The following is a 23,436-nucleotide window of genomic DNA, read 5'->3' as shown; positions in this document are numbered from 1 at the left end:
AATCCTCATGACCATCGGCCGAGTGCGCCGGCTGACGCCGGCCGACGCCGACGAGATCCTCCGGATCGTCGATGTCGAAGGACTCGACGCCACCGCGCTGACCCGGGAACTGACCGCCCGCGACGACTATCTCTGGGTCGGGCTCACCTCACCCGGCGGGGGACTGGGCGCCGTACACCGCAGCATGCGCTGGGGCAGTCACCTCCTGCTCAAAGGCGTGTTCGTCGACGACTCCGCGCGCGGCAGCGGAGCGTCCCTCGAACTGGGGTTCACGACAAGGGAGTTGGCCCGCGACAGCGGATACGCGGGCATCGCCGCCTGGGTCGAGCCCCACAAGCCGGAAGCCGGTCTCGCGCGGATGCTGCGCCTGCGGACCTCCGGGCCCCTGCTCCACCGGTTCGACATCCCGGTCCCGGACGTGGACCGGCCGGCGCGCGTACCCGGACCGGTGGACCGGAGCCGTGTCCTCGACCTGCCGCGGCGGGCACCGGCCGCCCCACTCGTCGCCGACGTCCTCGCCGAGCACGACGAGTTCGGGCCCACGGGCGGCGCCACCCGGGTCCACTGGGTCCTGGACCGGCACCGCCTGGTACTGAGCGGATTCCCCGGACGTTCGGTCGCTGACCTCGGGGAGCTGGTCTCGGCCGCCACACCACTGGCCCGTGCGCACGGCGCCCGCTTCATCGAGTTCCCCATGCAGGCGGCAGACCTCTCCGCGACCCTGTCCCTGGCCGCGGCCGGGGCGCGGCGGCTGAGCCGCACCCCCGTCCGTATCGGACGTCTGCACTTCGCACCCGACGCCACACCCGCACCCGTCACCACCACGGAAGGGGCCGACCGGAGATGACGCCGCAGGAAGCACGCGCGCTGTGCCTGCTCCCCGACCGGACGGCCGTCCTCGCCGAACTGCGACACCGGAAGATCGGCGCGACGGCGCTGCGCGAGTTGCTGGAACGGTACGAAGAGCGCCCGTGGGACACCTGGTCAGGGGTGGTGGAGCTGGACGACGAGCACGGCCGCCGTACGGACATGGCCGTCCATGTCCCCCCGTACACCCCCGGCCGGCGCCTGGGCGCCCTGATCGTCCTGCACGGTGCCGGGGGCAGCGGGGAGCAGGTGCTCCCGTACTTCTCCGCACTCGGGGAGAGGCTCTCCCTGGCCGTCCTCTGCCCGACGGCGCAGCTTCCGGCGCAGCGGTCGAACAACCTCGATGTCGCGGGAATCTTCGGCAGCCGGTTCCGGATGCCGCGCTGGGACCTGACCGGCCGGGACTTCGTTCCGGCGGCGCTGCGCTGGGCCCGGACCGAACTCGGCGCCGATCCCGACCGGTGCGCCCTCGCCGGGGTGTCCATGGGCGGCCTGGCCACCTGGAATCTGGGCATGCGGTTCTGGCACTCCTTCTGCGCCGCCGTCCCGCTCAACGGAGCCCTTTCGGTCTGGGAGTCCTTCGGCACCGACGCGAGGACCAGGGCCCTGCTCCCCAACACCCTGCCGCTGCCCCTCTTCGTCGTCCACGGCGGCGCGGACGAACAGATACCGGCGCGTTTCGACCGCGAGTCCGTCGACACGCTGCGCGCACTGGGCCATGAGGACCTCCGGTACGAGGAGGTACCCGGCGGCGGACACGGTCTGGAGACACTCGGTCTCGACGCGGACGGTCCGCTGTTCCATCGGCTCGAGCGATGGCTGGGCCGTACGTACCGGACACCTCGGCCCGCCGAGATCCACCACCGGGCCGACGAGGACCGGCACGGACGCGCCCACTGGGTGGGCGTCGACGGCATCGTGCCGGGGAAGGCCGCCGAGGTCCACGCGGTGCGGACCTCCGCGGACCGCTTCGAGGTGGAGGTCTCGGGGGCCCGTCGGATCGCGCTCCATCTGCGCGGTGACCGGCTCTCCCCGGGAGCCACGGTCGGGGTCTCGGTCAACGGGGCCGCCTCCTCGGTGCGGTTCGCACCGGATCTGCCCACGGTCGTCGACTCCTATCGCGAGACGGCGGACCCGGTGCTCGTGGCCGAACAGATCGTGCACCGCGCTGTCCCCGAGCGCTGAACCACCAGCAGACCGACAGGAAGAGAGGTGTGACACACATGCTCACGCGATCCGAGATACGCGGGTGTCTGACGGCCAGGGGCCCGGCCCAGGAAGAGCTCTTCGCCGAGGCCCGGCGGCTGAGGGAGGAGCACTTCGGACGGACCGTCGTCCTGCGCGGCGTCATCGAGATCACCAATGTGTGCCGGGTGAACTGCGACTACTGCCCGATGCGGCGCGACAACACCCGTGACAACGACCGCTACTTCATGAGCAGCGACGACATGGTCGACCGGGCACGGGAGATCCGGGACGCGGGCATCGACATCGTCCTCGTCCAGGGCGGCGAGACCCCGCGCAACCTCTCGGCGGTCGAGGAGGCAGTCCCCCGGATCCGGGAACTCTTCGACGGGCGCGTGGAGATCCTGCTCAACCTCGGGAACATGCGCCGGGGACAGTACGAGCACCTGCGGGAACTCGGCGCGACGAGCTACATCCTCAAGCACGAGACGAGCGACCCGCGGCTGCACGAGGCGATGCGGCACGAAACGCTCGACGAGCGCCTGCGCTGCATGCGGGATCTGCTGGACCTCGGCTACCGGGTGGGCACCGGACTCATCTCCAGCCTGCCCGGCCAGAGCCTCGACAGCATCGTCGACGACATCGAGCTGGCGGCCTCGCTCGGGGTCCACATGTGCAGCGTGAGTCCGTTCGTACCCGCCCCGAACACCCCCCTGCAGCTGGCCCCCATCGGATCCAACGAGCTCGCCCTCAACACGCTCGCCGCACTCCGGGTCCACCTCCCCTCGCTGCTCATCCCCTCGGTGAGCGCTCTGGAGAAGACGTCGCAGGGCGGCCAGTCCCGCGGCCTGGCCGCCGGTGCCAACGTCATGACGGTGAACTTCACCGGAGAGACCGACCGCAATCGCTATCTGATCTACGGGAAGGACCGTTACGTGGTCCGCAAGCAGCACGTCCAGGAGTTGGTCGCACAAGCCGGCCTGCGTACCCGGGGCTCGGTGTTCCTCGACGCGCCGACCCCGGGAGGCGCCCTGAGGTACGCCTCGTGAGCACGTACTCCGTGGCCTCCACGAACTTCAGACGGTTCTGGTTCGGGCAGACGCTCTCCCAGTTCGGGACGCGCGTCGGCACGCTCGCACTGTCCGTCACGGCTGTCGACCTCCTGCACGCCGACAGCCAGGAGGTGGGCCTGCTCGGCGCCGCGTCCACCGTCTGCTACCTCCTGATCGGCCTGCCCGCGGGCGCGTGGGTGGACCGGATGTTCAAGCGCCGGACGATGATGTGGGCCGCTCTCGCCCGCGCGCTGGCCGTACTCGTCCTCCCCGTCCTGTGGTTCACGGGAGACCTGGGGATGGGGGCGCTGTACGCGGTCGCGCTGGTCGTCGGCGTGGTGACGGTCTTCTTCGACGTCGGCTACCAGTCCTACGTCCCCGTCCTCGTACCCGAGGAGGACATCGCCCCGGCCAACGCGCGCCTGGAATCGACGGCTCAGGTGTCCACCCTGGCCGGACCCGCGCTGGCCGGTCTGCTCATGCGGGTCGTGAGCGCGCCCGTCGTCCTGCTCATGGACGCCTTCGCGTACCTCGCCAGCTTCCTGTGTCTGGCGGTGACCGAGGACGGTGAGCAGAAGTCCGATCTGGCTCCCCGGACCAAGGGACGGCTGGGGGCGGACATCGCGGAAGGGCTGCGCTTCGTCCGGGACCAGCCGGTCATCAGGCGGCTCGCGGTCTCCATGGGCGTGTCCAACTTCTTCGCCACGATGGTGGCCACCCTGGTCCCGGTCCTGGTCATGCGCACGATCGGCTTCGACGCGTTCATGCTCGGGCTGATCATGACCTGCGGCGCCGTCGGCGGGGTGCTGGGAGCGATGCTCGCCCCCCGGGCCCGGCAGCGGTACAGCGTCGGCACGATCATGTCGGTGGGCCTGCTCACCGCCGCGTTCTTCACCGCCGCCAGCCCCCTGGCGGCCCTGGCCGGCGACTCCGACAGGGTTCTGGCCGGAACGATCCTGCTGGTCGGGGAGTTCGGGCTCACCGTCGGGGCGCTCCTCTACAACGTGACCCAGGTCAGCCTGCGGCAGAAGCTCTGCCCCAAGAACCTGCTCGGCCGGATGAACGCCTCCATCCGCTTCGTGGTGTGGGGCAGCATGCCGATCGCGGCGATCGCGGCGGGCTGGCTGGGCACGGCGATCGGCGTCGTCCCCACCCTGTGGATCGGTGTGGCCGGAAGCATCGCCACCGTCCTGCCGATCGTCACGATCGACAAGGTCATCGCGGCGGGCGAGGAGCGGCCGGCGGCAGTGGAGAGCGTCCGATGAGCAGCGGCCGTCCGGAACTGGCCCGGCGCATCCTGTCCCAGGGGGTACGGGTCGACGGCGAGACCCTCGACGCGGCGGGCTCCCCCTTCGAGCCCCTCGTCGACAGCCTGGGACGGGCCGGGGTGCGCCCCGGCGACGTGGTGGTGCTCAGTGGCCTGGAGGGGCGGGCCCTGGTGACGGCGACCGTCGCGGCATGGCGGCTGGACGCGGTGCCGATGCCGGTACCGGGGGCCGGAGTGACGGCGGATCAGGTCGTCCGTGACGCCTGTCGTGTCACCGGCGATCTGTCCGTGGTCCCCCGGACCGGGGAGCGCGGCGACCTCGCCCTCGCCACCACCGCGGTCCTGCACCTGAGTTCGGGCAGCACCGACCGCCCGAAGGTGACCAGGCGCGGTGTGGCGAGCGTGCTGTACGAGGCCACGGGCTACCGCACCGGGCTCGCCCTGGTTCCCGGTGACCGTGTCGCGGTGCCCGTCCCGCTGGTGCACTCGTTCGGCTGGGGTGTCGCGATGGGCGCGCTGCTCAGCGGCGTCGACATCGAGGTCACGCCCTTCGTCCGCGCGGGCACCCTGGCCCGCCGGATCGATTCCGGGGCCGTGTCGGTCCTCGCGCTCACCCCGCCCCTGGCACGGCTGCTGACCGCCACCCGGCGCGGGGGCGAGTCCCGGCCGCGCGCCGCGATGGCCGGCGCCGGCCGGGTCGGCGACGAGCTCGACACCGCGTTCCGGGAGCGATTCGGGGTGCCGCTCCTGCGCGGGTACGGCTGCTCGGAGACGGGCGGCACGTTCTTCGGGGAACGCGGCATGGGCCGGCCGGTCTTCGGTGTCGGCATCCTGCGTCCCCCTCCGGGAGCCCGCGGGGAGCTGGTCCTGCGGCTGCCCGCGCCGGTCGAGGGCTACCTCGGCGACCACGCGCCGCCGGGCCGGGAGTGGCGCAGCGGGGACATCGTCCGGCACGACGCCGACGGCTCCGTGCACTTCGTGGAGCGGGTCCGAGGTCCGCTCCGGCTGAACGGGAGATTCGTCCGGACGGAGAGCGTGGAGAAGTCCCTGCGCGCGGTCGCCGGAGTGCGGGATGTGTTTCTGCTCGTTCTCCCCCGGGCCGAAAGCCCGGAGTGCGAGGACTTCCACGCGGTGGTCGAGGGGGAGCCGGCCGAGGCGGACCTGATCGCGGCACTGTCCGGGAACGGTGGCGGGCCACCTGTTCCGCGTGTCCTCGTGTGCCGGGAAATGCCCCGTACCACGGTGGGAAAACCGGACCGGAACGCACTGACCGACATGGTACGGAAGGGACGTGAGGCAGCTTGAGCCCCCATGGTTCACACCGGCGCGACGCCTGCGATCTGCTGGTCGCCGACCTGGTCGTCCAGGCACTGGCCGAACAGGGCCTACCCGCCCCGGACGCCGGTGAGCTGGTCGGGAACACCGAGCTGCGCTCCCTCGATCTCGCCCTGCTCGGGCTGAGCTCCCTCGACTGGATAGCGCTCGCCTCCAGGATCGAGGACGCCATCGGCACGGAGATCCCCGACCGGGTGCTGGTGCGGGCGGAGAGCCGCTGTGTGGCGGGCTGGGGCGAGGCGGTGTTCGCCGCCCGGACCGCACACGAAAACGAGAAGACGCATGGACGGAAAGGGTGGGAAGAGTGAGGGAGATCCAGCGCGGAAAGCGCTTCGTCATCATCGATGACTTCCTGAGCGAGCCGGTTTTCTCCGGCGCCCAGGATCTGTTGGAACGCGCGACGTTCACCCGGAGAGAGAGCGTCATATCGGAGGAGGACGGCCCGGCCTTCCGCTCGAAGGGCGTGCGGTTCAAGGAGGAGCTCGGCTCCGTGGACGCCGGTGGCCGGCCGAAGGTGTACGAGGAACTGGCCCGGGCGGTCCACGCGCACAGCGACTTCTACGGTGAGGCGAGCACCGACTGGAACAGGATCGCCTTCGCGTTCTGGAAGTACCCGGCCGGCAGCCGCCTCGGCTGGCACAACGACGCGGGCCGTGGCCGCCAGGGTGAGTTCATCCTGTTCCTTCACGACCGGTGGCGGCCGTCGTGGGGCGGTGAACTCAAGCTGATCGACGAGGACCCGCAGCCGGCGAACGCCGACGACGACGCGGAGAGCGACCTGGTCCGCCGGATGGAGAACCGGATCGACAGGAGCACGACCAGCCCGGTGGCCATCGTGCCGAAACCGAACCGGCTCGTCCTGGTGAAGTCGGACACCGTTCACACCATCGGGCGGGTGGATCCCACCGCCGGTGACACCCTGCGCCGCTCGCTCACCGGTTTCGTCTCCCTGAGCCCCGAGCGTACGACGAGCCCCGGGAGCGCCCGGGAGAAGCTCACGGCGATCCTCACCGGCTGACAGCGGTACCGACGACACCACACCCACACCTTTTGGAGGCGCACATGCAGCCGTGGATCTCGCAGAGTCCCGCCTATCTGGAGCGGTGGATCGACGAGCAGGGGATCGACCGGTCTTCCGTCGAACGGGTCCGCGAGGGTCTGGACATCGCGATCCGGGACGAGGTTCTCCAGCACACCACCGGCGGACAGCAGCCGAACCTCTTCATCCCCGGTCTCGCCGCGCTGCCGTGGTGGGAGAACGACCGCTTCCCGTGGATCGCCGGCCTGGAGGCCGCGACGGCGGACATCACCGCCGAGTTCGAGAACCTGGGCGGACTGCGGGGCAAGCGGACCGTGAACGGCAACCCCACCGAACTCGCCGACGAGGGCCGCTGGTCGGCGCACTACCTGTACTACACGGCGAAGGCGTACCCCAAGAACGTCAAGGCGTGCCCGAGGACCATCGCGGCCCTCGAACCGATCCCGGGGGCCCTCGGGTGCGGGATGACGTACTTCTCGGTCCTGGATCCGCACACCCACATCGCGGCCCACACGGGCTACACCAACGCCCATCTGCGGTGCCATCTCGGCCTTGTCACCCCGGACGGCCCCCGCATCCGGGTGGGCGCCGGGTCGAGGGAGTGGGAGCGGGGCAGGGCGTTCGTCTTCGACGACTCCTACGAGCACGAGGTGTGGAACGACACCGACTCCGGGCGGGCCGTGCTCCTGTTCGACCTCTGGCACCCCGATCTCAGCGAGGTCGAGGTGCGGGCCATCACCTACCTCATGGACGTCTCCCGGAAGCTGATCTACCGCAGCTTCTGGTCCAAGGAGTTCGTGAGTGCCTGAGCCCGCTCCCGTGACCCGCCCGGCGGTCACCGCACCCCTCGTACCGGCCCGCGGGATCGCCGGAACCCTCTGACGTGGGTCAGGCGCGGGTGGTCTCGGTCCTGGTCTCGGTGTGGGTGCGCCGCAGGAAGCGGACCAGGGGGGCGCTGTCGAACTGCACCACCTCGACGTCGGCCGCCGAATGGAACTCGACGACGAGCTGGGCCCGGCCGCACGGCCAGATCCGGTAGCCGCCGTGCTCGACCGGGGCGCGCAGTCCGCGCTCCACCAGGTCGCGTTCGAGGGACCACTCCGGACCGCCGGGAAAGGCGACACGGATCGTGTGCGGATCGTCGGCGGAGTCGTATCGCAGCTCCACCGGGACCGTGGGCAGGTCGCGGGCGTCGCTGACGAGCCGGGCGCGGGCATGTTCTTTGATCACGGGGGACATCGGCCGGCTCCTCCTGTGTATGCGTCTTCGCCCTCCAATGTCCCATATTTTCCGTAAAGGGCACTATGGAAACCCTGAGTAGTTGTGACTGAGGCGCTCTTGCGAACCGTTTGCAACAAGGCTCTACTATTGAGAGGTTCATGACCCCGCGCAGCAGTGCGGAAACGCAGGAAGCGGAGCCTCCTCCATGCATGTACCCGACGGATTCATCAACGCACCCGTCTCCGCCGCGGCCGGAGTCGTGGCCGCCGGTGCCGTGGCCGTCAGCCTGAAGGGGGCCCGCCGGGAACTGGACGAGCGGACCGCGCCGCTGGCAGGGCTGGTCGCCGCCTTCATCTTCGCCGTACAGATGCTGAACTTCCCGGTCGCCGCCGGTACCAGCGGCCACCTGCTCGGCGGGGCGCTGGCCGCGATCCTGGTGGGGCCGTACACCGGAATCCTCTGCATCTCCGTCGTCCTGCTGATGCAGGGCATCCTGTTCGCCGACGGCGGGCTGACCGCGCTCGGCGTGAACATCCTCGACATGGGCATCGTGACCACCGTCGTCGCGTACGCCCTCTTCCGCGCACTGGTCGGCGTGCTGCCGCGCACCCGCCGCTCCATGACCGCCGCCTCCTTCGTCGCCGCCCTCGTCTCCGTACCGGCCGCGGCCTGCGCCTTCACGCTGATGTACTGGATCGGCGGCACCACCGACATCCCGATCGGCAAGGTCTTCACCGCGATGGCCGGGGTCCACGTCCTGATCGGCATCGGCGAGGCCGCGATCACCGCGCTGACCGTCGGCGCCGTCATCGCCGTACGCCCCGACCTGGTCCACGGCGCCCGCGGACTCACCGCCCCGCTCAAGCTCCGGGTCGACGGCGAACTCGTCGACGCACCCACCCGGGAACCCGTCGCCGCGTCCCCCGCCGCCCGCTCCGACCGGGGCCTGTGGGTCACCGGCCTGGTCACCGCGCTGGTACTCGCCGGCTTCGTCTCCTTCTACGCCTCCGCCAGCCCCGACGGCCTGGAGAAGGTCGCCAGCGACCAGGGCATCGACAAGAAGGCCGAGGAGCACGCGTCCAAGGACTCCCCGCTCGCCGACTACGGCGTCAAGGACGTCTCCGACGCCCGGATCTCCGGCGGACTGGCCGGAGTGATCGGCGTCGGCGCCACCCTCGTCGCCGGCAGCGGCGCCTTCTACGTCGTCACCCGCCGCCGCCGGACGAAGGACGAGTCCGCGGCCGCCGGCTCCCGTACCGGCGAGAAGGTCTGATGGGCGCGGGGCACGCCCACAAGCTCTACCGGCACGGGCACTCGCCGGTCCACGACCTGCCGCCGCACTGCAAACTCGCCGCCGTCTTCTGCTTCGTCGTGGTCGTCGTCACCACCCCGCGCGAGGCGGTCTGGGCCTTCGGGCTGTACGCGCTGCTGATCGCGGGCGTCGCCGTACTGGCCCGCGTCCCGGCCGGCTTCCTCCTCAAGCGGCTGCTGATCGAGGTGCCGTTCGTCGCGTTCGCGCTGCTCATGCCGTTCGTGGTGCCCGGCGAACCGACACAGGTGCTCGGCCTCTCCGTCAGCGTCCCCGGCCTCTGGGGCGCCTGGAACGTCCTGGCCAAGGGCACGCTCGGCGTCGCCGCCTCCGTGCTCCTCGCCTCCACCACCGAACTGCGCTCCCTGCTGCTCGGCCTGCAACGCCTCAGGCTGCCGCCGCTGCTCGTCCAGATCGCCTCCTTCATGATCCGCTACGGCGATGTGATCACCGACGAGATGCGCCGGATGTCCATCGCCCGCCGCTCGCGCGGCTTCGAGGCACGCGGAGTACGGCAGTGGGGCGTGCTGGCCAAATCGGCCGGCGCCCTCTTCATCAGGTCCTACGAGCGCGGCGAACGCGTCCATCTCGCGATGGTCAGCCGCGGCTACACCGGCACCATGCCGGTCATCGACGAGGTGACGGCCTCGCGCGCCCAGTGGGCGTACGCCTCGGCACTCCCCGTGCTCGCGCTCGTCGTCTGTCTGCTGGGATGGACCGTATGAGCCAGACCTCTGCCGCCCCCGCGCCGACCCCGCCCCCTTCCCTGGAGGTCAGCGGCCTCGCGTACGCCTACCCCGACGGCCACCAGGCGCTCTTCGGCGTCGACCTGACCGTCGCACGCGGCGAGCGCGTCGCCCTGCTCGGCCCGAACGGGGCCGGCAAGACCACCCTCGTCCTCCACCTCAACGGCATCCTCGACGCGGGCGCCGGAACCGTCCGGGTCGCCGGACTCCCGGTCGAGAAGCGCAACCTCGCCGAGATCCGCCGCCGCGTCGGCATCGTCTTCCAGGACCCCGACGACCAGCTCTTCATGCCCACCGTCCGCGAGGACGTCGCCTTCGGGCCCGCGTCGAGCGGACTGCGCGGCGCCGAACTGGAGGAGCGGGTCACCGACGCGCTCAGGCAGGTCGGCATGCAGGAGTACCTCAACCGGCCGCCGCACCACCTCTCCTTCGGCCAGCGCCGCCGCGTCGCCGTCGCCACGGTCCTCGCGATGCGGCCGGAGATCCTCGTCCTGGACGAGCCCTCCTCCAACCTGGACCCGGCCTCCCGCCGCGAACTCGCCGACATCCTGCGGTCCTTGGACATCACCGTGCTGATGGTCACCCACGACCTGCCGTACGCCCTGGAGTTGTGCGGTCGCGCGGTCATCCTCAGCGACGGCGTCATCGTCGCCGACGACCGCACCCAGGACCTCCTCTGCGACGAGGAACTCATGCGCGCCCACCGGCTGGAGCTCCCCTTCGGGCTCGATCCGCGCTCCGTGAAGGTGAACATGAGGTAACCCGCCCCACCCGCGACCTGCGGAACCATGCACCATGGGGGGATGAGCGGGAGCGCGGGAACAGGCGTGGACGTACGGGGCACGGCGGTGCCCGGATTCGAACCGGTCCGGGATGCCTTCATTCGTAACTTCGAGCAGCGCGGCGACCGCGGGGCGGCGGTCACCGTCTACCGGCACGGGCGCAAGGTCGTCGACCTGTGGGCCGGGACCAGGGACGTCGACGGCGTGGAGCCGTGGGCCGTGGACACCGTGCAGGTCGTCCGCTCGGCCGGCAAGGGCATCGCCGCCGCCGTCCCGCTGCTGCTGCACCAGCGCGGCCAGATCGATCTGCACGCCCCGGTCGGCACCTACTGGCCGGAGTTCAAGGCCAACGGCAAGGAGCGCGTACTCGTGCGCCATCTCCTCGCCCACCGGGCCGGGGTCCCGGTCCTGGACCGGACGCTGACCCCGGAGGAGGCCGCCGACGGGGTGAGCGGGCCGCGGGCCGTCGCCGCCCAGCGTCCCCAGTGGGAGCCCGGCACCGAGCACGGCTACCACGCGCAGACCTACAGCTGGCTCATCGGCGAACTGGTGCGACGCGTCACCGGACGCACCCTCGGCCGCTGGATCGCCGAGGAGATCGCCCGCCCGCTCGGCCTGGACTTCTGGTTCGGCATCCCGGCGGACGAGGCCCACCGGGTGGGCCGGATCGGCCCGGTCGAGGCACCCACCGGCGACGGCACCGGCACGCTGCGGATGCGCCCCAAGCGGTCCGTCGTCGACGCCTACGGCGACCCGGACTCCCTGACCCGCCGCGCGTTCGGCGCCATCGACCCGTTCCCCGACGAGAACGACCCCGGCTACCGGGCCGCCGAACTCGCCGCGTCCAACGGCATCGCCACCGCCCGGGGCCTGGCCCGCTGTTACGCCGCGATGATCGGGCCGGTCGACGGCCACCGGCTGTTCGCCCCGGCCACCCTGACACTGGCCCGCACCGAGGAGTCCGGGGGCCCCGACCGGGTACTGGTCGTCAACACCCGGTTCGGGCTCGGCTACATGCTGCACGGACCGGCGTCCCCGCTCCTCTCCCCGGGCTCCTTCGGCCACCCCGGCCGGGGCGGTTCGCTCGGCTTCGCCGACCCCGAATCGGGCATCGCGCTCGGCTATGTGACGAACGGTCTGCAGAAGGGAGTCACCGCCGACCCCCGTGCCCAGGCACTGGTCCGCGCAGTACGGTCGGCGCTATGACTTCAGCTGCGCTCGCGCGATTCGACGGATACGGCGTTCTCATCACGGGTGCGGGCCAGGGCATCGGCGCCGCCACGGCCCGCCGCCTCGCGGCCGAGGGCGCCCGGGTCCTGGTCACCGACCTGGACCCGGACCGGGCCCGGCGGGTGGCCGACGGGATCGTCGCGGACGGCGGCACGGCCGATTCGCTGGCCTGCGACGTGACCGACCGGGCGGCGGTCGAGGCGGCGGTGGCCCACGCCGTCTCGGCGTTCGGCGCGCTCGACGTACTGGTGAACAACGCCTACGCGTGCTCCCCGGACGCCGCGCTCTTCGAGGACGAGCCGGACGAGGTCTGGGAGCGCGACCTCGACGTCACACTCAGCGGCGCCTACCGGTGCGCGCGCGCCGCGCTGCCGCACCTCGCGGCGTCCGGCCGGGGCGCGATCGTCAGCATCGGCTCGGTCAACGGTGTGCAGGACTTCGGCAACCACTCCTACAGCGCCGCCAAGGCGGGCCTGGGCAGCCTCACCAGGACGCTCGCGGGCCACGCCGGACCGCGCGGGGTGCGGGTCAACCTGGTCGCGCCCGGCACGATCCGCACCGATGCCTGGGCCGGCCGCGACGCCGAGCTCTCCCGGATCAGCGGCCTCTACCCGCTCGGCCGGGTCGGCGAGCCGGAGGACATCGCGGCCGCCGTCGCCTTCCTCGCCTCCCGCGACGCGGCCTGGGTCACCGGGACGACGCTGTGCGTGGACGGCGGGCTGACCGCGGTGAACACGGGCTTCCGGCAGGCGCTCGCGAAGGAGTAGGGCACTCCGGGGCCGGCCTCCCCTCCGGAGCAGGGTGCGCACACGGCACCGGCCTCCCGGGGCCAGTCCCGGGAGGCCGGTGCGCGGGGTATCCGTCCCCTCAGGCGGGTACCCGCAGGCGCTGCCTGCGCCGCACCTCTGTCTCCTCCCGGGTGGCCCCGCGGGAGTTGAACAGCCGGTCGGCGGCGAGTGCGCCCGGTCCGGAGAAGGCGATCAGCAGCAGCGTCCAGCAGAAGAGGACCGCGGCCTCGCCGCCGTTCTCCATCGGGAGCAGGCCCCGCTGCTGGTGCACGTCGAAGTACGCGAAGGCCATGGAGCCGGAGCCCACCAGAGCGGCCGTCCTCGTACCGAGGCCGAGGAACACCAGGGTGCCCCCGGCCAGTTGGATGACCGCGGCGTACCAGCCCGGCCAGGTGCCCGCCGGAACCGGTGCGCCACCGAGGACGCCGAACAGCGAGGCGACCCCGTGGCAGGTGAAGAGCAACCCGATGACGATGCGGAACAGGCCGAGCGCGTAGGGCTGTGCCCGCCCCGGGCGAGTGATCATCATGAGGGCCGGTCTCCCGTCAGCTGTAGATGCCGAACTCGTAGATCGAGTAGCCGTAGCCGGTGCCGCGGGCCGTGCCGTTGATCCGCACGTACCGGCCCGTGCCGTTGACGTCGAAGTCGTCGATATCGCCGTTGCCGTCGGTCACCGACTTCACCGTCGTCCAGTTCCGCCCGTCCTGGGACGTCTGGATCTCGTACTTTTTGGCGTACGCCGACTCCCAGGCGATCTGCACGTGCCTGAAGCTCTTCGAGGTGCCGAGGTCGACCTGGAGCCACTGCGGGTCGCTCCAGTCGCTCGCCCAGCGGGTGTCGGACTTCCCGTCCACCGCGTTGGCCGCACCGCACGGGCAGCCGCCGGTCGGGTCGGTCTGGAACGAGGACGCGGTGGCGGTCTTGCCCAGGGCCACGTTCGTCCCGTTCGCCTTCGGCGGGATCACCTTCAGCGACTTGGTCTCGATGCCCGCGTTGCCGTGGCCGTCGGTGGCCTTCACATAGACCTTGTAGACACCCGTCCTGCTCGGCGCCTTCGCGGTCAGCGTGCCGTCAGCGTTGACCTTGGTCTCGGCGGGGACGAGCGACTTGTTCTGGTCGATGTAGTTGCTGCTGAACAGCACCTGGTAGCTGATCGCGTCGCCGTCCGGGTCGGACGTCCGGGTCCTGATCCGCACGTCACCCCCGGTGGGGACGCCGGAGGTGGCGTCGTCCACCGCCATGTCCGTGATCACCGGCGGGGTGTTGTCGCCCGAGGTTCTCGCCCCGTACGCCTTCTTCACGGCGTAGTACGAGAGCCGCTTCTGGCCGCCCGGCAGCAGGTTGAACCAGACGCCGCCGAAGTCGTCCTCGACGCCGTAGTGGAACATCGTGGCGCCGAGCGCGACCCCGGTGTGCCCGGTGACGCAGCCCCACGCCTTGGTGTAGCCCCCGCCCTTGGCCACGTCGGTCGGCTCGGTCGGGACGCCGTTCGCGTCGTCGGCGACCTCCCACTCACCGGCCGGGCCCGTCTCGGTGACGATGTAGGGCTTGTCGTAACCCCCCCGCTGCCAGTCGGACTTGATGTTGCAGACCGCGTTGTAGGCGTTGACGGCGTACAGGTCGAGGTCCGGGGCGTTCCGCTTGTAGTACGGCCAGGCACCGGTCCAGGCGTCGGTCGAGGTGACCGGGTGGTTGGGGTCGACCGCGTGGATCTTCCTCGCGACGTCGTTCACGAAGGTGGTGTACGCGTTGCGCTGGGCCTCCAGCTCGGCACCGCCGTAGCAGTTCTGCAGGCCGAGCGTCGACTCGTTGCCGACGTTCCACATCAGCACGCCGGGGTTGTCCTTGTAGGTGTTCACCCACTTGGGGAACTCCGCGAGCATGTCGTTCTTGTACTGGGTGTCCGTCAGGTAGTTGACGCAGCCGCCGCTGCCCGGCCCGCCGCCCGGCTGGAGCCAGAATCCGGCGATCACCTTGATGCCGTTGGCCGCCGCCGTGTCGAAGAGCGGCTTGCTGGAGGCGTCGGTGCCCCAGGTGCGGATGGTGTTGACGCCCATGGACGCCACGTCCGGCATGTACCTCCCGGCGTCGGCGACCGAGGGGCCCCAGGTCAGGCCCTTGACCGTATACGGCGAACCGTTCACGGTCAGCTGCCAGTTCCCCTGTGAACCGGTGACCTTGACGACGCTGCCGGCCGCCTGGGCGGCGGGCGCCTGGAGGGCCACCAGGGCGCCGGCCAGCAGAGCCGCTGCCGCGAACGGGGCCACGAGGCGTTTGGCCGTTCGGGTGGGGGGTTGGTGCATGTCACTCTCCTTGCGGGTGGGAGGCGAGCGGGGGAGGAGCGGCCCGGGTAGTCGTGGAGAGCGCTCTCCACGACCGGCCGAAAAAAGGCCCCTTACCCGGGGGTGCTGATTGCGCGGCTGTGCTGTTGTGCGGCTGTGCTGCGGCCGTGCGGTCGGCCGGTCTTGCGGGTTACGGGAGTTCGTAGTTCCCGTTGAGCGCCGCGCCCGCCTCCGGGTGCGTCTCGTCGTAGCCGCGGGCGTCGCACTGGAGGCCGCCCTTGACGCAGTGGGTGACCATCGCGTTGAGCGTGGCGGCGTCCCACCCGTTCATGAAGTCGTAGTGGAAGGAGAAGCCCGCGCCGCTGGCCAGCTTCACCTGCGACATGTCACCGTTGACCGGCCAGGCCATCTTGAACTCGATCATCGGCAGGGCGACGGGGTGGTCGGCCGGGCAGGAGTTGTAGTTTGCACCCCCGGCCACCGGGTAGGCCATGTGGCTCTTGTGGTCCGGAGTGTCCAGGTGGATGCCGTCCCAGCAACTCGGCGCCTGGAGACGCAGGTTGAGCTGGACGTCCTGACGGTTGGGGCAGGTCGCCGGGAAGTCGTAGTTCTTGAACTGGTCGCCGCACTCCCAGCCTTCGACGGTGCCCTTGAGGTTCTTGAACTCCTCCTTGCTCTGCATCGGGCTGCCGACGACGTACCGCAGTCCCCGGGGGAAGGGCCGGACGCTGGTGTAGTCGGTGACTCCCGACTTGTAGTAGATGGTCTGGACGCCCCGGGGGAGGATCTTCTGCTGCCCGTTGAACAGGCTCGGCATCCAGTACCCCGACTTGTCGCCGCGCGCCAGGCAGGTCGTGCCGCCGGACTCCAGCGAGGCGGTGGTGGTGTTGGCGTTCGTCGTGGTGTTCCCCATGAACGTGTGGTCATGGGACTTGCCGGGCTGTCCCGGGTACACGATCGGGTCGTCCGGCGCCGTGTGCGTCGGGGCGCACTTGGCCTGGAACTCGTGGAAGTACCGGGACGGCGGGTTCTTCATGGACGGAGTGACGCCGGTGACCGGCGGGTCGGCCATGATGTAGCCGTCCCCGTCCGGGTCGTCGCCCGACGCCTGGGTGGACGCGGGCATGCCGGGCATGCCCGGCATGGAGTACGCGGCGTGCTCGGCGTGCGAACCCGCCGCCGCGGACGGCGTTCCGGTGGACGCGTTCGCTGTCGCCGCGATCCCGGCGATCCCCGCCGTGGTCAGGGTCAGCGAGGTGAACAAGAGCAGTCCGGTGAGCGTTCTCGACCTCCGTGGCATGGAGACCTCCTGCTGCGTGGGTGGGGGTGCATGAGGGTGGGAGAGCGCTCTCCCAGTCCGGAGTGTTCCGCTCCTGACGAGAGCGTGTCAATAGTTCGTGAACGACCTCCGCCCCGCCCGGAGTGGTCCGGGCGGGGCGGGTTACTTGTGGTAACAGGTGCTGGCCTGCGGTGAGTTGCGGATCTGCCGGCGCGTGGGGTCATGCGCCGGGCGCTGTGTGCCCCGGGTGGTTCGGGAGTCGTGTACGTCAGGTGGAGCGCGAGGGGCGGACGACGCACTTCACGAACCCGGCCGGCCGCTCCAGCAGCTGCCCGACGCCCGTGTCGAGATCGTCGAGCGCCACCTCGTGCGTCAGCGGGGGCTCCAGGGTGAGGGGGCGCTCCGACATGAGCCGCAGGCCCTCGCGCAGGGCCGCCAGTTGGCGGTGGCGTTGCGGGGTGAAGCCGTTGACGAGGGTGACGCCCCGGTACCGGAGCTCGACGTCCAGCTCGCGCGGGCCGCTGTGGTGGTACCCGGCGACGCACAACGTGCCGAGCTGGCGCATGAGTTGGCCGGCCAGCTTGAGGCCGGCCGCCGTCCCGGTGAACTCGGTCACGACGTCGTACGCATGCGGCTCGGCGTCCTCGGGTGCCTGACCAGCACGGGCACCCCGTCGGCCTCGAAGATCAGCGACTTGACGATCTCGCTGAGCGCGCAGCCCAGGGCGGCCGCCGCCTCGGCGGCGGCCCGGGTGGCCGCCGGGAAGCGGCGGGTCTCGACGTCGAGACCCGACTCGCGCAAGGCGTCGGCGAAGCGGGGGTGGGCGGCGGCGCTGTCGCTGCCTGTCGGGGCGTCGGCGTCGGTGTCGGTGCCGGTGCCGGAAGAGCTCATGCCCCGCACGCTATCGGCCGTGGTCCGGGGGGGTGCGAGCCGGATTCCGGGTGCCGGGTGCCGGGACCGCGTACGGCGAAGACCATCGCCGTACGCGTGACAAGGCCCTGAGGCCGCGTGCGATCGGGCGCCCCGCCGTCACGGCCCGGCGAGCAGGACCTCCGCGACGACCGGGCCCGCCGCGTCCCCGCCGTGGCCGCCGGACTGGACGAGGGCCGCTGCCGCGAGGTCGTTGCTGAAGCCGGTGAACCAGCTGTCCGACGTGGCGTGGCCGTCGATCTCCGCCGAGCCCGTCTTGCCGCCCTTGTCGCCGCCCACGCTCGCCATGGCCCGGGTGGCGGTGCCCTCGCCGCTGGTCGCGGTGTAGCGCAGCATCTCCTTCAGCTGAGCCGAGACCCCGCCGGGCAGCGGACTCGCCTGGGCGAAGGTCCGGTTGTCCAGGGACTTAGGGACGATGTAGGGCTGGCGGAAGCTGCCGCCCACGGCGGTGGCGGTGACCGACGCCATGTTCAGCGGGTTCATCTGGATCTTGCCCTGGCCGATGAACGACGCGGCCGTCTCCGCGCCTTGTGACGCGGGCACGTTGCCGTCGAACGTGCCGATGCCGGTCTGCCATTCCTGGCCGATCCCGAAGTACTGCGAGGCCTCGTTGACGAGCGCCGTGTCCCGCTTGTCGCCCAGCGGCAGTATCGGCTTGATGAAAGCGGTGTTGCAGGACCGGGCGAAGGCGGTCTTCAAGGTGGCGGCCGGCATCGAGAACTCGTCCAGGTTGTGGAAGGTCACGCCCTCCCAGGGCACCGTGGACGGGCACTCGACCGACCCGTTAGCGCTGCCGAGCCCGTTCTGGATGATCATCGCGGCGGTCACGATCTTCATCGTCGAGCCGGGCGCCACCCTGGCCCACCGGGCCGATTCGAAGCCGGTCGCCGGGTTGTTGGCGATGGCCCGGACCGCGCCGGTCGACGGTTCGACGGCCGCCACGGACGTCTTGTCGAACTTCTTCACCGCCCGCTCGGCCGCCGACTGGACCTTCGAGTCCAGGGTGGTCTGCACCCGGCCCGGCTTCCCCTTCACCAGGGTCAGCAGCGTCTTGTCGATGCCGTCCGCGTTCGCGCTGTTGATCCAGGTCTCGATGCCGACGGTGCCGCCGGCCTTCCCGCCGTACTTCTTGCGCAGTTCGTCCAGGATGCCGCCCAGCGAGGGGTACTTCTCCTTGCTGAGCACCTGTCCGTTGCGGTCGACCGCCTCGATCGACGCGGTCGACGCCTCGCCCGTCTCCAGCGTCTCGCCGTCCCGCAGTTGCGGGTGGACGACGGCGGGTTTCCAGTCGACGAGCGGGTGGCCGGTGGTCAGGCCGCGCACCACGGTCAGGTCGGAGGCGTACGACCAGGCCTTGGTCCTCCCCTTGTACGAGACGGTCGCCTTCACCGTGTACGGGACCTTCGAGCCGCTCGCCGCGCCGGCGGTGATCACGGCCTTGGTGACATGCGCCGACTCGCTGTACTGCGTCAGCAGCGATTCGGCGTCCGCCGCGTTGTTGGTGAGCTGGGACGCGACGGCCGCGTCACCCTTCGCCCACGCCGCGAGGAACTTCTTCGACGTCTCGGCGATCTCTTCCTCGGTGACCGGGCCTGTCTTCACCTCGGCCGAGGTGGCCTTGGTGTCCGTGCCGCCCCCGACGCCGCTGTTCCCGAGCCCGTCCAGGACGTTGTACGCCCCGTAGCCCACCCCGCCGACCACGACGGCGAACACCCCGCCGATCACGGCCACCTTCGCCCCACTGCGCATCCGTGCGGTCCCCCTCCCCCGGAGGCCCCCTTGAACAGGTTCAAGGGGGCTTTCCCGGGCACGCTACGGGATGGGTGTGACAGTGGAGCAGGTTGTTATCGGAATGCGATCCGCCCTGGAGTGAACAGACCGGTCAAATCCAGGTATCCAGCCACATGCGATCACGCCAGGAGTTCTCCGGAATGGGGGTTCCCGTGTACAAGGGCCAGAAATAGATGAAGTTCCAGACAATCAGCAGGACCAGTACGCCTGCCGCGACCGCCCCCACCGTCCGGCGCCGTTCACCCGACGGGTCACTGTTCGGCAGGCCCAGTTCGTGTCTTGTCCCGGTGCCCGCCGCCGGCCCCAGCATCGCGCCGATCATCATCGTCACCGCGAGGCACAGGAACGGCACGAACACGACCGCGTAGAAGAGGAAGATGGTGCGTTCCTGGTACAGGAACCACGGCACCCAGCCCGCGGCCACCCCGCAGGCGATCGCGCCCGCCCGCCAGTCGCGGCGGAACAGCCAGCGCCACAGCACGTACAGCAGCGCGAAGCACGAGGCCCACCACAGCAGCGGCGTGCCGATCGCCAGCACCTCGCGTGCGCACTTGCCGGTCTCCGACGCGGCGCAGCCGTTCTGCTCCTCGTAGAAGTACGAGACCGGCCTGCCCAGCACGATCCAGCTCCACGGATTGGACTGGTAGGTGTGACCGGACGTCAGGTTCACATGGAATTCGTAGACCTGGTACTCGTAGTGCCACAGGCTGCGCAGCCAGTCCGGCAGCCAGGTCCAGCTGCCGCCCTTGCCGTCGGTCGCCGCCCAGTCCCGGTAGTAGCCGTGCCGGGTCGGGGAGTTGTGGATGATCCAGCCGGTCCACGAGGCGAGGTAGGTCAGGATCGCCACCGGCACCGTGGAGACGAACGCCGGGACCAGGTCCCGCTTCAGGACCGCCGTGTACGGCCGCATCGCGCCCGCCGTACGCCGCGCGCCCACGTCCCACAGGACCGTCATCAGGCCGAACGCGACCATGATGTACAGCCCGTTCCACTTGGTGGCGAAGGCCAGGCCGAGCATGAGTCCGGCCGCGATCCGCCACGGCCGCCAACCGAGCCGCAGCCGCTCCGCGACGCCGGCGTCCGGCCGCAGCACCCCCTCCGCGTCGACCGGCAGCGCCGCCGCGAGCCGGCGCCTCGCCCAGTCGCGGTCGATCAGCAGACAGCCGAACGCGGCCAGCACGAAGAACATCAGCACCAGGTCGAGCAGCGCGGTCCGGCTCATCACGAAGTGCAGCCCGTCCACCGCGAGCAGCGCGCCCGCCAGACAGCCCAGGAACGTCGAGCGGAAGAGCCTGCGGCCGATCCGGCACAGCATCAGCACCGACAGCGTGCCGAGCACCGCGACCATGAACCGCCAGCCGAACGGGGTGAAGCCGAAGATCTGCTCACCGATCCCGATGATCCACTTGCCGACCGGCGGGTGCACCACATAGCCGGGATCGACGGGGATCTTCACCCGGGACGGATCGCTGAGGATCAGCTTGTCGACGTCCTTGGGCCAGGACCCCTCGTAGCCCTGGTTGACCAGCGCCCAGGAGTCCTTGGCGTAATACGTCTCATCGAATATCACCGCGTGCGGGCTGCCCAGGTTCCAGAACCGCAGCACCCCGGCCACCAGCGCCACCAGCAGCGGACCGCCCCACGCCGACCAGCGCAGCAGCCGGTCCGCGAACACCGGGGGCACTCCGAGCACCGCCCACAGCCGGCTCCCGGGGCGGGTGTACGGCGGAACCAGTCGTTCCCGCAGCCCGATCCCGGACCGCGGTGAATGACCGAAGCGGCGCAGCCGCTGCTGCCAGGAAGTCGGCTCCGGGCCGTACTGGTCCCCGGCGTCTTGGCCCTGCGGGGCTTCGGGCGCTGTACTCGTCACCGCGCCATCGTAGGGAACGCATCTGTGCGAGTGCTGTCGCCCGTGCTGGGAGGATGGGCGTTGTGACTGGAACAACTGGAACGCTGGTACTCGCGGGGACCCCCATCGGCGATGTGGCGGACGCCCCGCCACGCCTCGCCACCGAACTGGAGACGGCGGACGTCGTCGCCGCCGAGGACACCCGCCGGCTGCGCCGGCTGACCCAGGCGCTGGGCATCCACACCACGGGGCGTGTCGTGTCCTATTTCGAGGGCAACGAGTCCGCCCGTACGCCGGAGCTCGTCGAGGCGCTGACCGGCGGCGCCCGGGTGCTGCTGGTCACCGACGCCGGGATGCCGTCCGTGTCCGACCCCGGCTACCGGCTCGTCGCCGCCGCCGTGGAGCAGGGCATCAAGGTGACCGCGGTGCCCGGTCCGTCGGCCGTGCTCACCGCGCTCGCCCTGTCCGGGCTGCCGGTGGACCGGTTCTGTTTCGAGGGCTTCCTGCCGCGCAAGGGCGGCGAACGCCTCGGCAAGCTCCGCGAGGTCGCCGACGAGCGCCGCACCATGGTCTTCTTCGAGGCCCCGCACCGGCTCGACGACACCCTGGCCGCGATGGCCGAGGTGTTCGGCGCCGACCGGCGCGCCGCCGTGTGCCGGGAGCTGACCAAGACGTACGAGGAAGTGAAGCGCGGTCCGCTGGCCGAGCTCGCCGCCTGGGCGGCCGAAGGCGTACGCGGTGAGATCACCGTCGTCGTCGAGGGCGCGGCCGACTCCGGAGCCGAGGCACTGGACGCCGAGGAGCTGGTGCGCAGGGTGCAGGTGCGCGAGGAGGCGGGGGAGCGGCGCAAGGAGGCGATCGCCGCCGTCGCCGCAGCCGCGGGGCTGCCCAAACGCGACGTGTTCGACGCCGTTGTGGCAGCAAAGAACGCGGCTCGGACCGGCCCGCCGGAGAGTAAAGGACTATCGTGAAAGGCAAAGCGAAAGCCGCGCGCCGGCCCGTTTTGCCACGGGATGGCCAAGAGCGATCCAACACTCGACAGGGCCTGGTGCGCTTGTGCCGGTAAAGGCGTCCACTGGATAACAGGACGCATTATCCGGAGTGCTTGTCCGGCGGACAAGAGGAGCAGGCATGAGTGAGATCGCAGCGACAACCGTGCACGAGGCGTATGCCTTCGCCTGCATGAGGTGCGGACACGGCTGGGAACAGGCCTACGAAATAGAGCACCACGTCGACACTTCCAACAATGCTTTCGTGGTCTACAAGGCGGACGGCGAACGGGTGCCCTCGCCCCTTTCCACGCCCACCTGCATGAACTGCGGCGGGCACGTCGTACGGATCATGCGGGCCGGCCGGGTCTCGACGGTTCAGCACCTGCTCCAGAACCGGCGGCCCGACGACGACGCCCGTGACCGGGACGCCGAGGTGGTGGCCGCCACCGCCGTTCCGGCGGGCGAGCACCACTGGCAGCTCGCGGACCTGCTGCATCCCTTCCACCGCAAGTGAGGCCCCGGGCCACGATCCTCGTACGATCGTGGCCATGAGCCGTACCGAAGCCCCGCCGCTGCCCGAACCCCTCCGGGTACCGGTCGCCGATTCGCACACCCACCTGGACATGCAGGACGGCACCGTGGAGGAGGGCCTGGCCAGGGCCGCCGCGGTGAACGTGACGACCGTGATCCAGGTGGGATGCGACGTGAAGGGCTCCCGCTGGGCCGCCGAGACCGCCGCCACGCACCCGAGCGTGTACGCGGCGGTGGCCCTGCACCCCAACGAGGCGCCCCGCATCGTGCACGGCGACCCGGACGGCTCGTCGCGGCAGGGTGCGCGCGAGGCGGGCGGGACGGCCGCGCTGCACGAGGCCCTCGCCGAGATCGACGCACTGGCCGCGCTGGTCCACGTACGCGGCGTCGGGGAGACCGGACTCGACTACTTCCGGACCGGCCCCGAGGGCATGGCGGCCCAGGAGGAGTCCTTCCGGGCCCACATCGAGATCGCCAAGCGGCACGGCAAGGCGCTCGTCATCCACGACCGCGACGCGCACGCCGATGTACTGCGCGTCCTCGCCGACGCGGGCGCCCCCGAGCGGACGGTGTTCCACTGCTACTCCGGCGACGCGGACATGGCCCGGATCTGCGCGGACGCCGGGTACTTCATGTCCTTCGCGGGCAACATGACGTTCAAGAACGCCCAGCCGCTGCGCGACGCCCTGGCCGTCGCGCCCACGGAGCTGGTCCTGGTCGAGACGGACGCACCGTTCCTGACCCCCGCCCCGTACCGCGGCCGGCCGAACGCGCCCTATCTGATCCCGGTCACGCTGCGCGCCATGGCGGCGGTGAAGGGCCTCGACGAGGACACCCTGGCCGCGGCGATCGCCGACAACACGGCTCGCGCGTTCGACTACTGACCGCGTCCTCACGACGTTGGGTGGCCGTGCCGCGCCGGAGGGTCCGGCGGACGCCGGCGGGCGCGGGCGGGCGCGGG

General features: G+C 70.8%; 23 protein-coding genes and 1 pseudogene. 16 read left to right on the top strand and 8 right to left on the bottom strand.

Annotated elements, in window-relative coordinates; genetic code table 11:
* Nucleotides 1-7: 7 nt before the first annotated feature.
* Genes FHX80_RS10680 through FHX80_RS10645 form a run of 8 tightly spaced genes read left to right on the top strand, consistent with a single transcriptional unit; the run spans nucleotide 8 to nucleotide 7,554 of the window.
* Nucleotides 8-847, top strand: coding sequence for a hypothetical protein (locus tag FHX80_RS10680; protein ID WP_145763985.1), 840 nt, complete (start codon nucleotides 8-10; stop codon nucleotides 845-847).
* Nucleotides 844-2,052 carry an alpha/beta hydrolase gene (locus tag FHX80_RS10675; protein ID WP_145763984.1) on the top strand — a complete coding sequence of 403 codons (1,209 nt, stop codon included), beginning with the start codon at nucleotides 844-846 and terminating at the stop codon, nucleotides 2,050-2,052. The genes FHX80_RS10680 and FHX80_RS10675 overlap by 4 nt, the downstream gene beginning before the upstream one ends.
* A gap of 38 nt (nucleotides 2,053-2,090) precedes the next feature.
* Nucleotides 2,091-3,101, top strand: coding sequence for a biotin synthase BioB (locus FHX80_RS10670; protein ID WP_145763983.1), 1,011 nt, complete (start codon nucleotides 2,091-2,093; stop codon nucleotides 3,099-3,101).
* Nucleotides 3,098-4,369: an MFS transporter gene (locus tag FHX80_RS10665; protein WP_145763982.1), complete on the top strand. Its 1,272-nt coding sequence runs from the start codon at nucleotides 3,098-3,100 to the stop codon at nucleotides 4,367-4,369. The genes FHX80_RS10670 and FHX80_RS10665 overlap by 4 nt, the downstream gene beginning before the upstream one ends.
* Nucleotides 4,366-5,676, top strand: a complete 1,311-nt coding sequence (locus FHX80_RS10660) for a class I adenylate-forming enzyme family protein (protein ID WP_145763981.1) — start codon at nucleotides 4,366-4,368, stop codon at nucleotides 5,674-5,676. The genes FHX80_RS10665 and FHX80_RS10660 overlap by 4 nt, the downstream gene beginning before the upstream one ends.
* On the top strand, nucleotides 5,673-6,014 hold the full coding sequence (locus FHX80_RS10655; protein WP_145763980.1) for an acyl carrier protein: 342 nt from the start codon (nucleotides 5,673-5,675) through the stop codon (nucleotides 6,012-6,014). The genes FHX80_RS10660 and FHX80_RS10655 overlap by 4 nt, the downstream gene beginning before the upstream one ends.
* Nucleotides 6,011-6,724, top strand: coding sequence for a 2OG-Fe(II) oxygenase (locus FHX80_RS10650; RefSeq protein WP_167523394.1), 714 nt, complete (start codon nucleotides 6,011-6,013; stop codon nucleotides 6,722-6,724). The genes FHX80_RS10655 and FHX80_RS10650 overlap by 4 nt, the downstream gene beginning before the upstream one ends.
* Before the next feature lie 44 nt (nucleotides 6,725-6,768).
* Nucleotides 6,769-7,554 (top strand): aspartyl/asparaginyl beta-hydroxylase domain-containing protein, encoded by a 786-nt coding sequence (locus FHX80_RS10645; RefSeq protein WP_145763978.1) that lies wholly within the window; start codon nucleotides 6,769-6,771, stop codon nucleotides 7,552-7,554.
* 79 nt (nucleotides 7,555-7,633) lie between these two features.
* Here the strand turns inward: FHX80_RS10645 and FHX80_RS10640 are convergent, their stop codons facing one another.
* Nucleotides 7,634-7,984: an SsgA family sporulation/cell division regulator gene (locus FHX80_RS10640; RefSeq protein ID WP_145763977.1), complete on the bottom strand. Its 351-nt coding sequence runs from the start codon at nucleotides 7,982-7,984 to the stop codon at nucleotides 7,634-7,636.
* Nucleotides 7,985-8,171: 187 nt separating this feature from the next.
* On the opposite strand from FHX80_RS10640, the gene FHX80_RS10635 reads away from it, so the two are divergent.
* The 5 genes from FHX80_RS10635 to FHX80_RS10615 all read left to right on the top strand — a co-directional run bounded on the left by FHX80_RS10635 (nucleotide 8,172) and on the right by FHX80_RS10615 (nucleotide 12,800).
* Nucleotides 8,172-9,239: an energy-coupling factor ABC transporter permease gene (locus FHX80_RS10635; protein ID WP_145763976.1), complete on the top strand. Its 1,068-nt coding sequence runs from the start codon at nucleotides 8,172-8,174 to the stop codon at nucleotides 9,237-9,239.
* Complete coding sequence (gene cbiQ, locus FHX80_RS10630; protein WP_145763975.1) at nucleotides 9,239-10,000, top strand: cobalt ECF transporter T component CbiQ; 762 nt, start codon at nucleotides 9,239-9,241, stop codon at nucleotides 9,998-10,000. The genes FHX80_RS10635 and cbiQ overlap by 1 nt, the downstream gene beginning before the upstream one ends.
* Entirely contained in the window at nucleotides 9,997-10,782 is a 786-nt protein-coding gene (locus tag FHX80_RS10625) for an energy-coupling factor ABC transporter ATP-binding protein (RefSeq protein ID WP_145763974.1), read from the top strand. Before cbiQ ends, FHX80_RS10625 begins: the two co-directional genes overlap by 4 nt.
* Nucleotides 10,783-10,848: 66 nt before the next feature.
* Entirely contained in the window at nucleotides 10,849-12,009 is a 1,161-nt protein-coding gene (locus FHX80_RS10620) for a serine hydrolase domain-containing protein (RefSeq protein WP_145767202.1), read from the top strand.
* Complete coding sequence (locus tag FHX80_RS10615; RefSeq protein ID WP_145763973.1) at nucleotides 12,006-12,800, top strand: SDR family NAD(P)-dependent oxidoreductase; 795 nt, start codon at nucleotides 12,006-12,008, stop codon at nucleotides 12,798-12,800. The genes FHX80_RS10620 and FHX80_RS10615 overlap by 4 nt, the downstream gene beginning before the upstream one ends.
* A 100-nt stretch (nucleotides 12,801-12,900) precedes the next feature.
* On the opposite strand, the gene FHX80_RS10610 is transcribed toward FHX80_RS10615, so the two are convergent.
* From FHX80_RS10610 to FHX80_RS10580, 7 genes and pseudogenes are all read right to left on the bottom strand, one after another.
* The gene (locus FHX80_RS10610) at nucleotides 12,901-13,347 is read right to left on the bottom strand and encodes a DoxX family protein (RefSeq protein ID WP_167523718.1); all 447 of its coding nucleotides are present in this window, start codon (nucleotides 13,345-13,347) and stop codon (nucleotides 12,901-12,903) included.
* A gap of 19 nt (nucleotides 13,348-13,366) precedes the next feature.
* Nucleotides 13,367-15,124, bottom strand: coding sequence for a discoidin domain-containing protein (locus FHX80_RS10605; protein WP_145763971.1), 1,758 nt, complete (start codon nucleotides 15,122-15,124; stop codon nucleotides 13,367-13,369).
* A 169-nt stretch (nucleotides 15,125-15,293) separates the two neighbouring features.
* The gene (locus FHX80_RS10600; protein ID WP_167523393.1) at nucleotides 15,294-16,403 is read right to left on the bottom strand and encodes a DUF1996 domain-containing protein; all 1,110 of its coding nucleotides are present in this window, start codon (nucleotides 16,401-16,403) and stop codon (nucleotides 15,294-15,296) included.
* 247 nt (nucleotides 16,404-16,650) lie between these two features.
* Nucleotides 16,651-16,998, bottom strand: coding sequence for an MDR/zinc-dependent alcohol dehydrogenase-like family protein (locus FHX80_RS10595; RefSeq protein ID WP_145763970.1), 348 nt, complete (start codon nucleotides 16,996-16,998; stop codon nucleotides 16,651-16,653).
* A 38-nt stretch (nucleotides 16,999-17,036) separates the two neighbouring features.
* Nucleotides 17,037-17,273: pseudogene (locus FHX80_RS10590) on the bottom strand (YbaK/EbsC family protein); the annotation flags it as partial.
* A gap of 138 nt (nucleotides 17,274-17,411) precedes the next feature.
* Nucleotides 17,412-19,061, bottom strand: a complete 1,650-nt coding sequence (locus FHX80_RS10585; protein ID WP_167523392.1) for a penicillin-binding transpeptidase domain-containing protein — start codon at nucleotides 19,059-19,061, stop codon at nucleotides 17,412-17,414.
* Nucleotides 19,062-19,194: 133 nt separating this feature from the next.
* Nucleotides 19,195-20,973, bottom strand: a complete 1,779-nt coding sequence (locus FHX80_RS10580; protein ID WP_145763969.1) for a dolichyl-phosphate-mannose--protein mannosyltransferase — start codon at nucleotides 20,971-20,973, stop codon at nucleotides 19,195-19,197.
* Nucleotides 20,974-21,026: 53 nt separating this feature from the next.
* Between FHX80_RS10580 and rsmI the strand changes: the two genes are divergently transcribed.
* From rsmI to FHX80_RS10565, 3 genes are all read left to right on the top strand, one after another.
* Complete coding sequence (gene rsmI, locus FHX80_RS10575; protein ID WP_145763968.1) at nucleotides 21,027-21,923, top strand: 16S rRNA (cytidine(1402)-2'-O)-methyltransferase; 897 nt, start codon at nucleotides 21,027-21,029, stop codon at nucleotides 21,921-21,923.
* Nucleotides 21,924-22,083: 160 nt separating this feature from the next.
* The gene (locus tag FHX80_RS10570; RefSeq protein WP_145763967.1) at nucleotides 22,084-22,458 is read left to right on the top strand and encodes a hypothetical protein; all 375 of its coding nucleotides are present in this window, start codon (nucleotides 22,084-22,086) and stop codon (nucleotides 22,456-22,458) included.
* A 34-nt stretch (nucleotides 22,459-22,492) separates the two neighbouring features.
* Entirely contained in the window at nucleotides 22,493-23,359 is an 867-nt protein-coding gene (locus tag FHX80_RS10565) for a TatD family hydrolase (protein ID WP_145763966.1), read from the top strand.
* Nucleotides 23,360-23,436: the final 77 nt, after the last annotated feature.

This window comes from Streptomyces brevispora, from assembly GCF_007829885.1.
Lineage (GTDB): Bacteria > Actinomycetota > Actinomycetes > Streptomycetales > Streptomycetaceae > Streptomyces > Streptomyces brevispora.
This window is presented reverse-complemented; position numbering and strand designations above follow the sequence as displayed.

What these genes read in the sequence shown, in the direction of transcription:
- rsmI (WP_145763968.1), top strand. Translation starts at nt 21,027, where the DNA reads ATGGGCGTTGTGACTGGAACAACTGGAACGCTGGTACTCGCGGGGACC.
- FHX80_RS10660 (WP_145763981.1), top strand. Translation starts at nt 4,366, where the DNA reads ATGAGCAGCGGCCGTCCGGAACTGGCCCGGCGCATCCTGTCCCAGGGG.
- FHX80_RS10640 (WP_145763977.1), bottom strand. Translation starts at nt 7,984, where the DNA reads ATGTCCCCCGTGATCAAAGAACATGCCCGCGCCCGGCTCGTCAGCGAC.
- FHX80_RS10605 (WP_145763971.1), bottom strand. Translation starts at nt 15,124, where the DNA reads ATGCACCAACCCCCCACCCGAACGGCCAAACGCCTCGTGGCCCCGTTC.
- FHX80_RS10570 (WP_145763967.1), top strand. Translation starts at nt 22,084, where the DNA reads ATGAGTGAGATCGCAGCGACAACCGTGCACGAGGCGTATGCCTTCGCC.
- FHX80_RS10675 (WP_145763984.1), top strand. Translation starts at nt 844, where the DNA reads ATGACGCCGCAGGAAGCACGCGCGCTGTGCCTGCTCCCCGACCGGACG.
- FHX80_RS10610 (WP_167523718.1), bottom strand. Translation starts at nt 13,347, where the DNA reads ATGATCACTCGCCCGGGGCGGGCACAGCCCTACGCGCTCGGCCTGTTC.
- cbiQ (WP_145763975.1), top strand. Translation starts at nt 9,239, where the DNA reads ATGGGCGCGGGGCACGCCCACAAGCTCTACCGGCACGGGCACTCGCCG.
- FHX80_RS10635 (WP_145763976.1), top strand. Translation starts at nt 8,172, where the DNA reads ATGCATGTACCCGACGGATTCATCAACGCACCCGTCTCCGCCGCGGCC.
- FHX80_RS10600 (WP_167523393.1), bottom strand. Translation starts at nt 16,403, where the DNA reads ATGCCACGGAGGTCGAGAACGCTCACCGGACTGCTCTTGTTCACCTCG.
- FHX80_RS10625 (WP_145763974.1), top strand. Translation starts at nt 9,997, where the DNA reads ATGAGCCAGACCTCTGCCGCCCCCGCGCCGACCCCGCCCCCTTCCCTG.
- FHX80_RS10615 (WP_145763973.1), top strand. Translation starts at nt 12,006, where the DNA reads ATGACTTCAGCTGCGCTCGCGCGATTCGACGGATACGGCGTTCTCATC.
- FHX80_RS10680 (WP_145763985.1), top strand. Translation starts at nt 8, where the DNA reads ATGACCATCGGCCGAGTGCGCCGGCTGACGCCGGCCGACGCCGACGAG.
- FHX80_RS10670 (WP_145763983.1), top strand. Translation starts at nt 2,091, where the DNA reads ATGCTCACGCGATCCGAGATACGCGGGTGTCTGACGGCCAGGGGCCCG.
- FHX80_RS10565 (WP_145763966.1), top strand. Translation starts at nt 22,493, where the DNA reads ATGAGCCGTACCGAAGCCCCGCCGCTGCCCGAACCCCTCCGGGTACCG.
- FHX80_RS10585 (WP_167523392.1), bottom strand. Translation starts at nt 19,061, where the DNA reads ATGCGCAGTGGGGCGAAGGTGGCCGTGATCGGCGGGGTGTTCGCCGTC.
- FHX80_RS10645 (WP_145763978.1), top strand. Translation starts at nt 6,769, where the DNA reads ATGCAGCCGTGGATCTCGCAGAGTCCCGCCTATCTGGAGCGGTGGATC.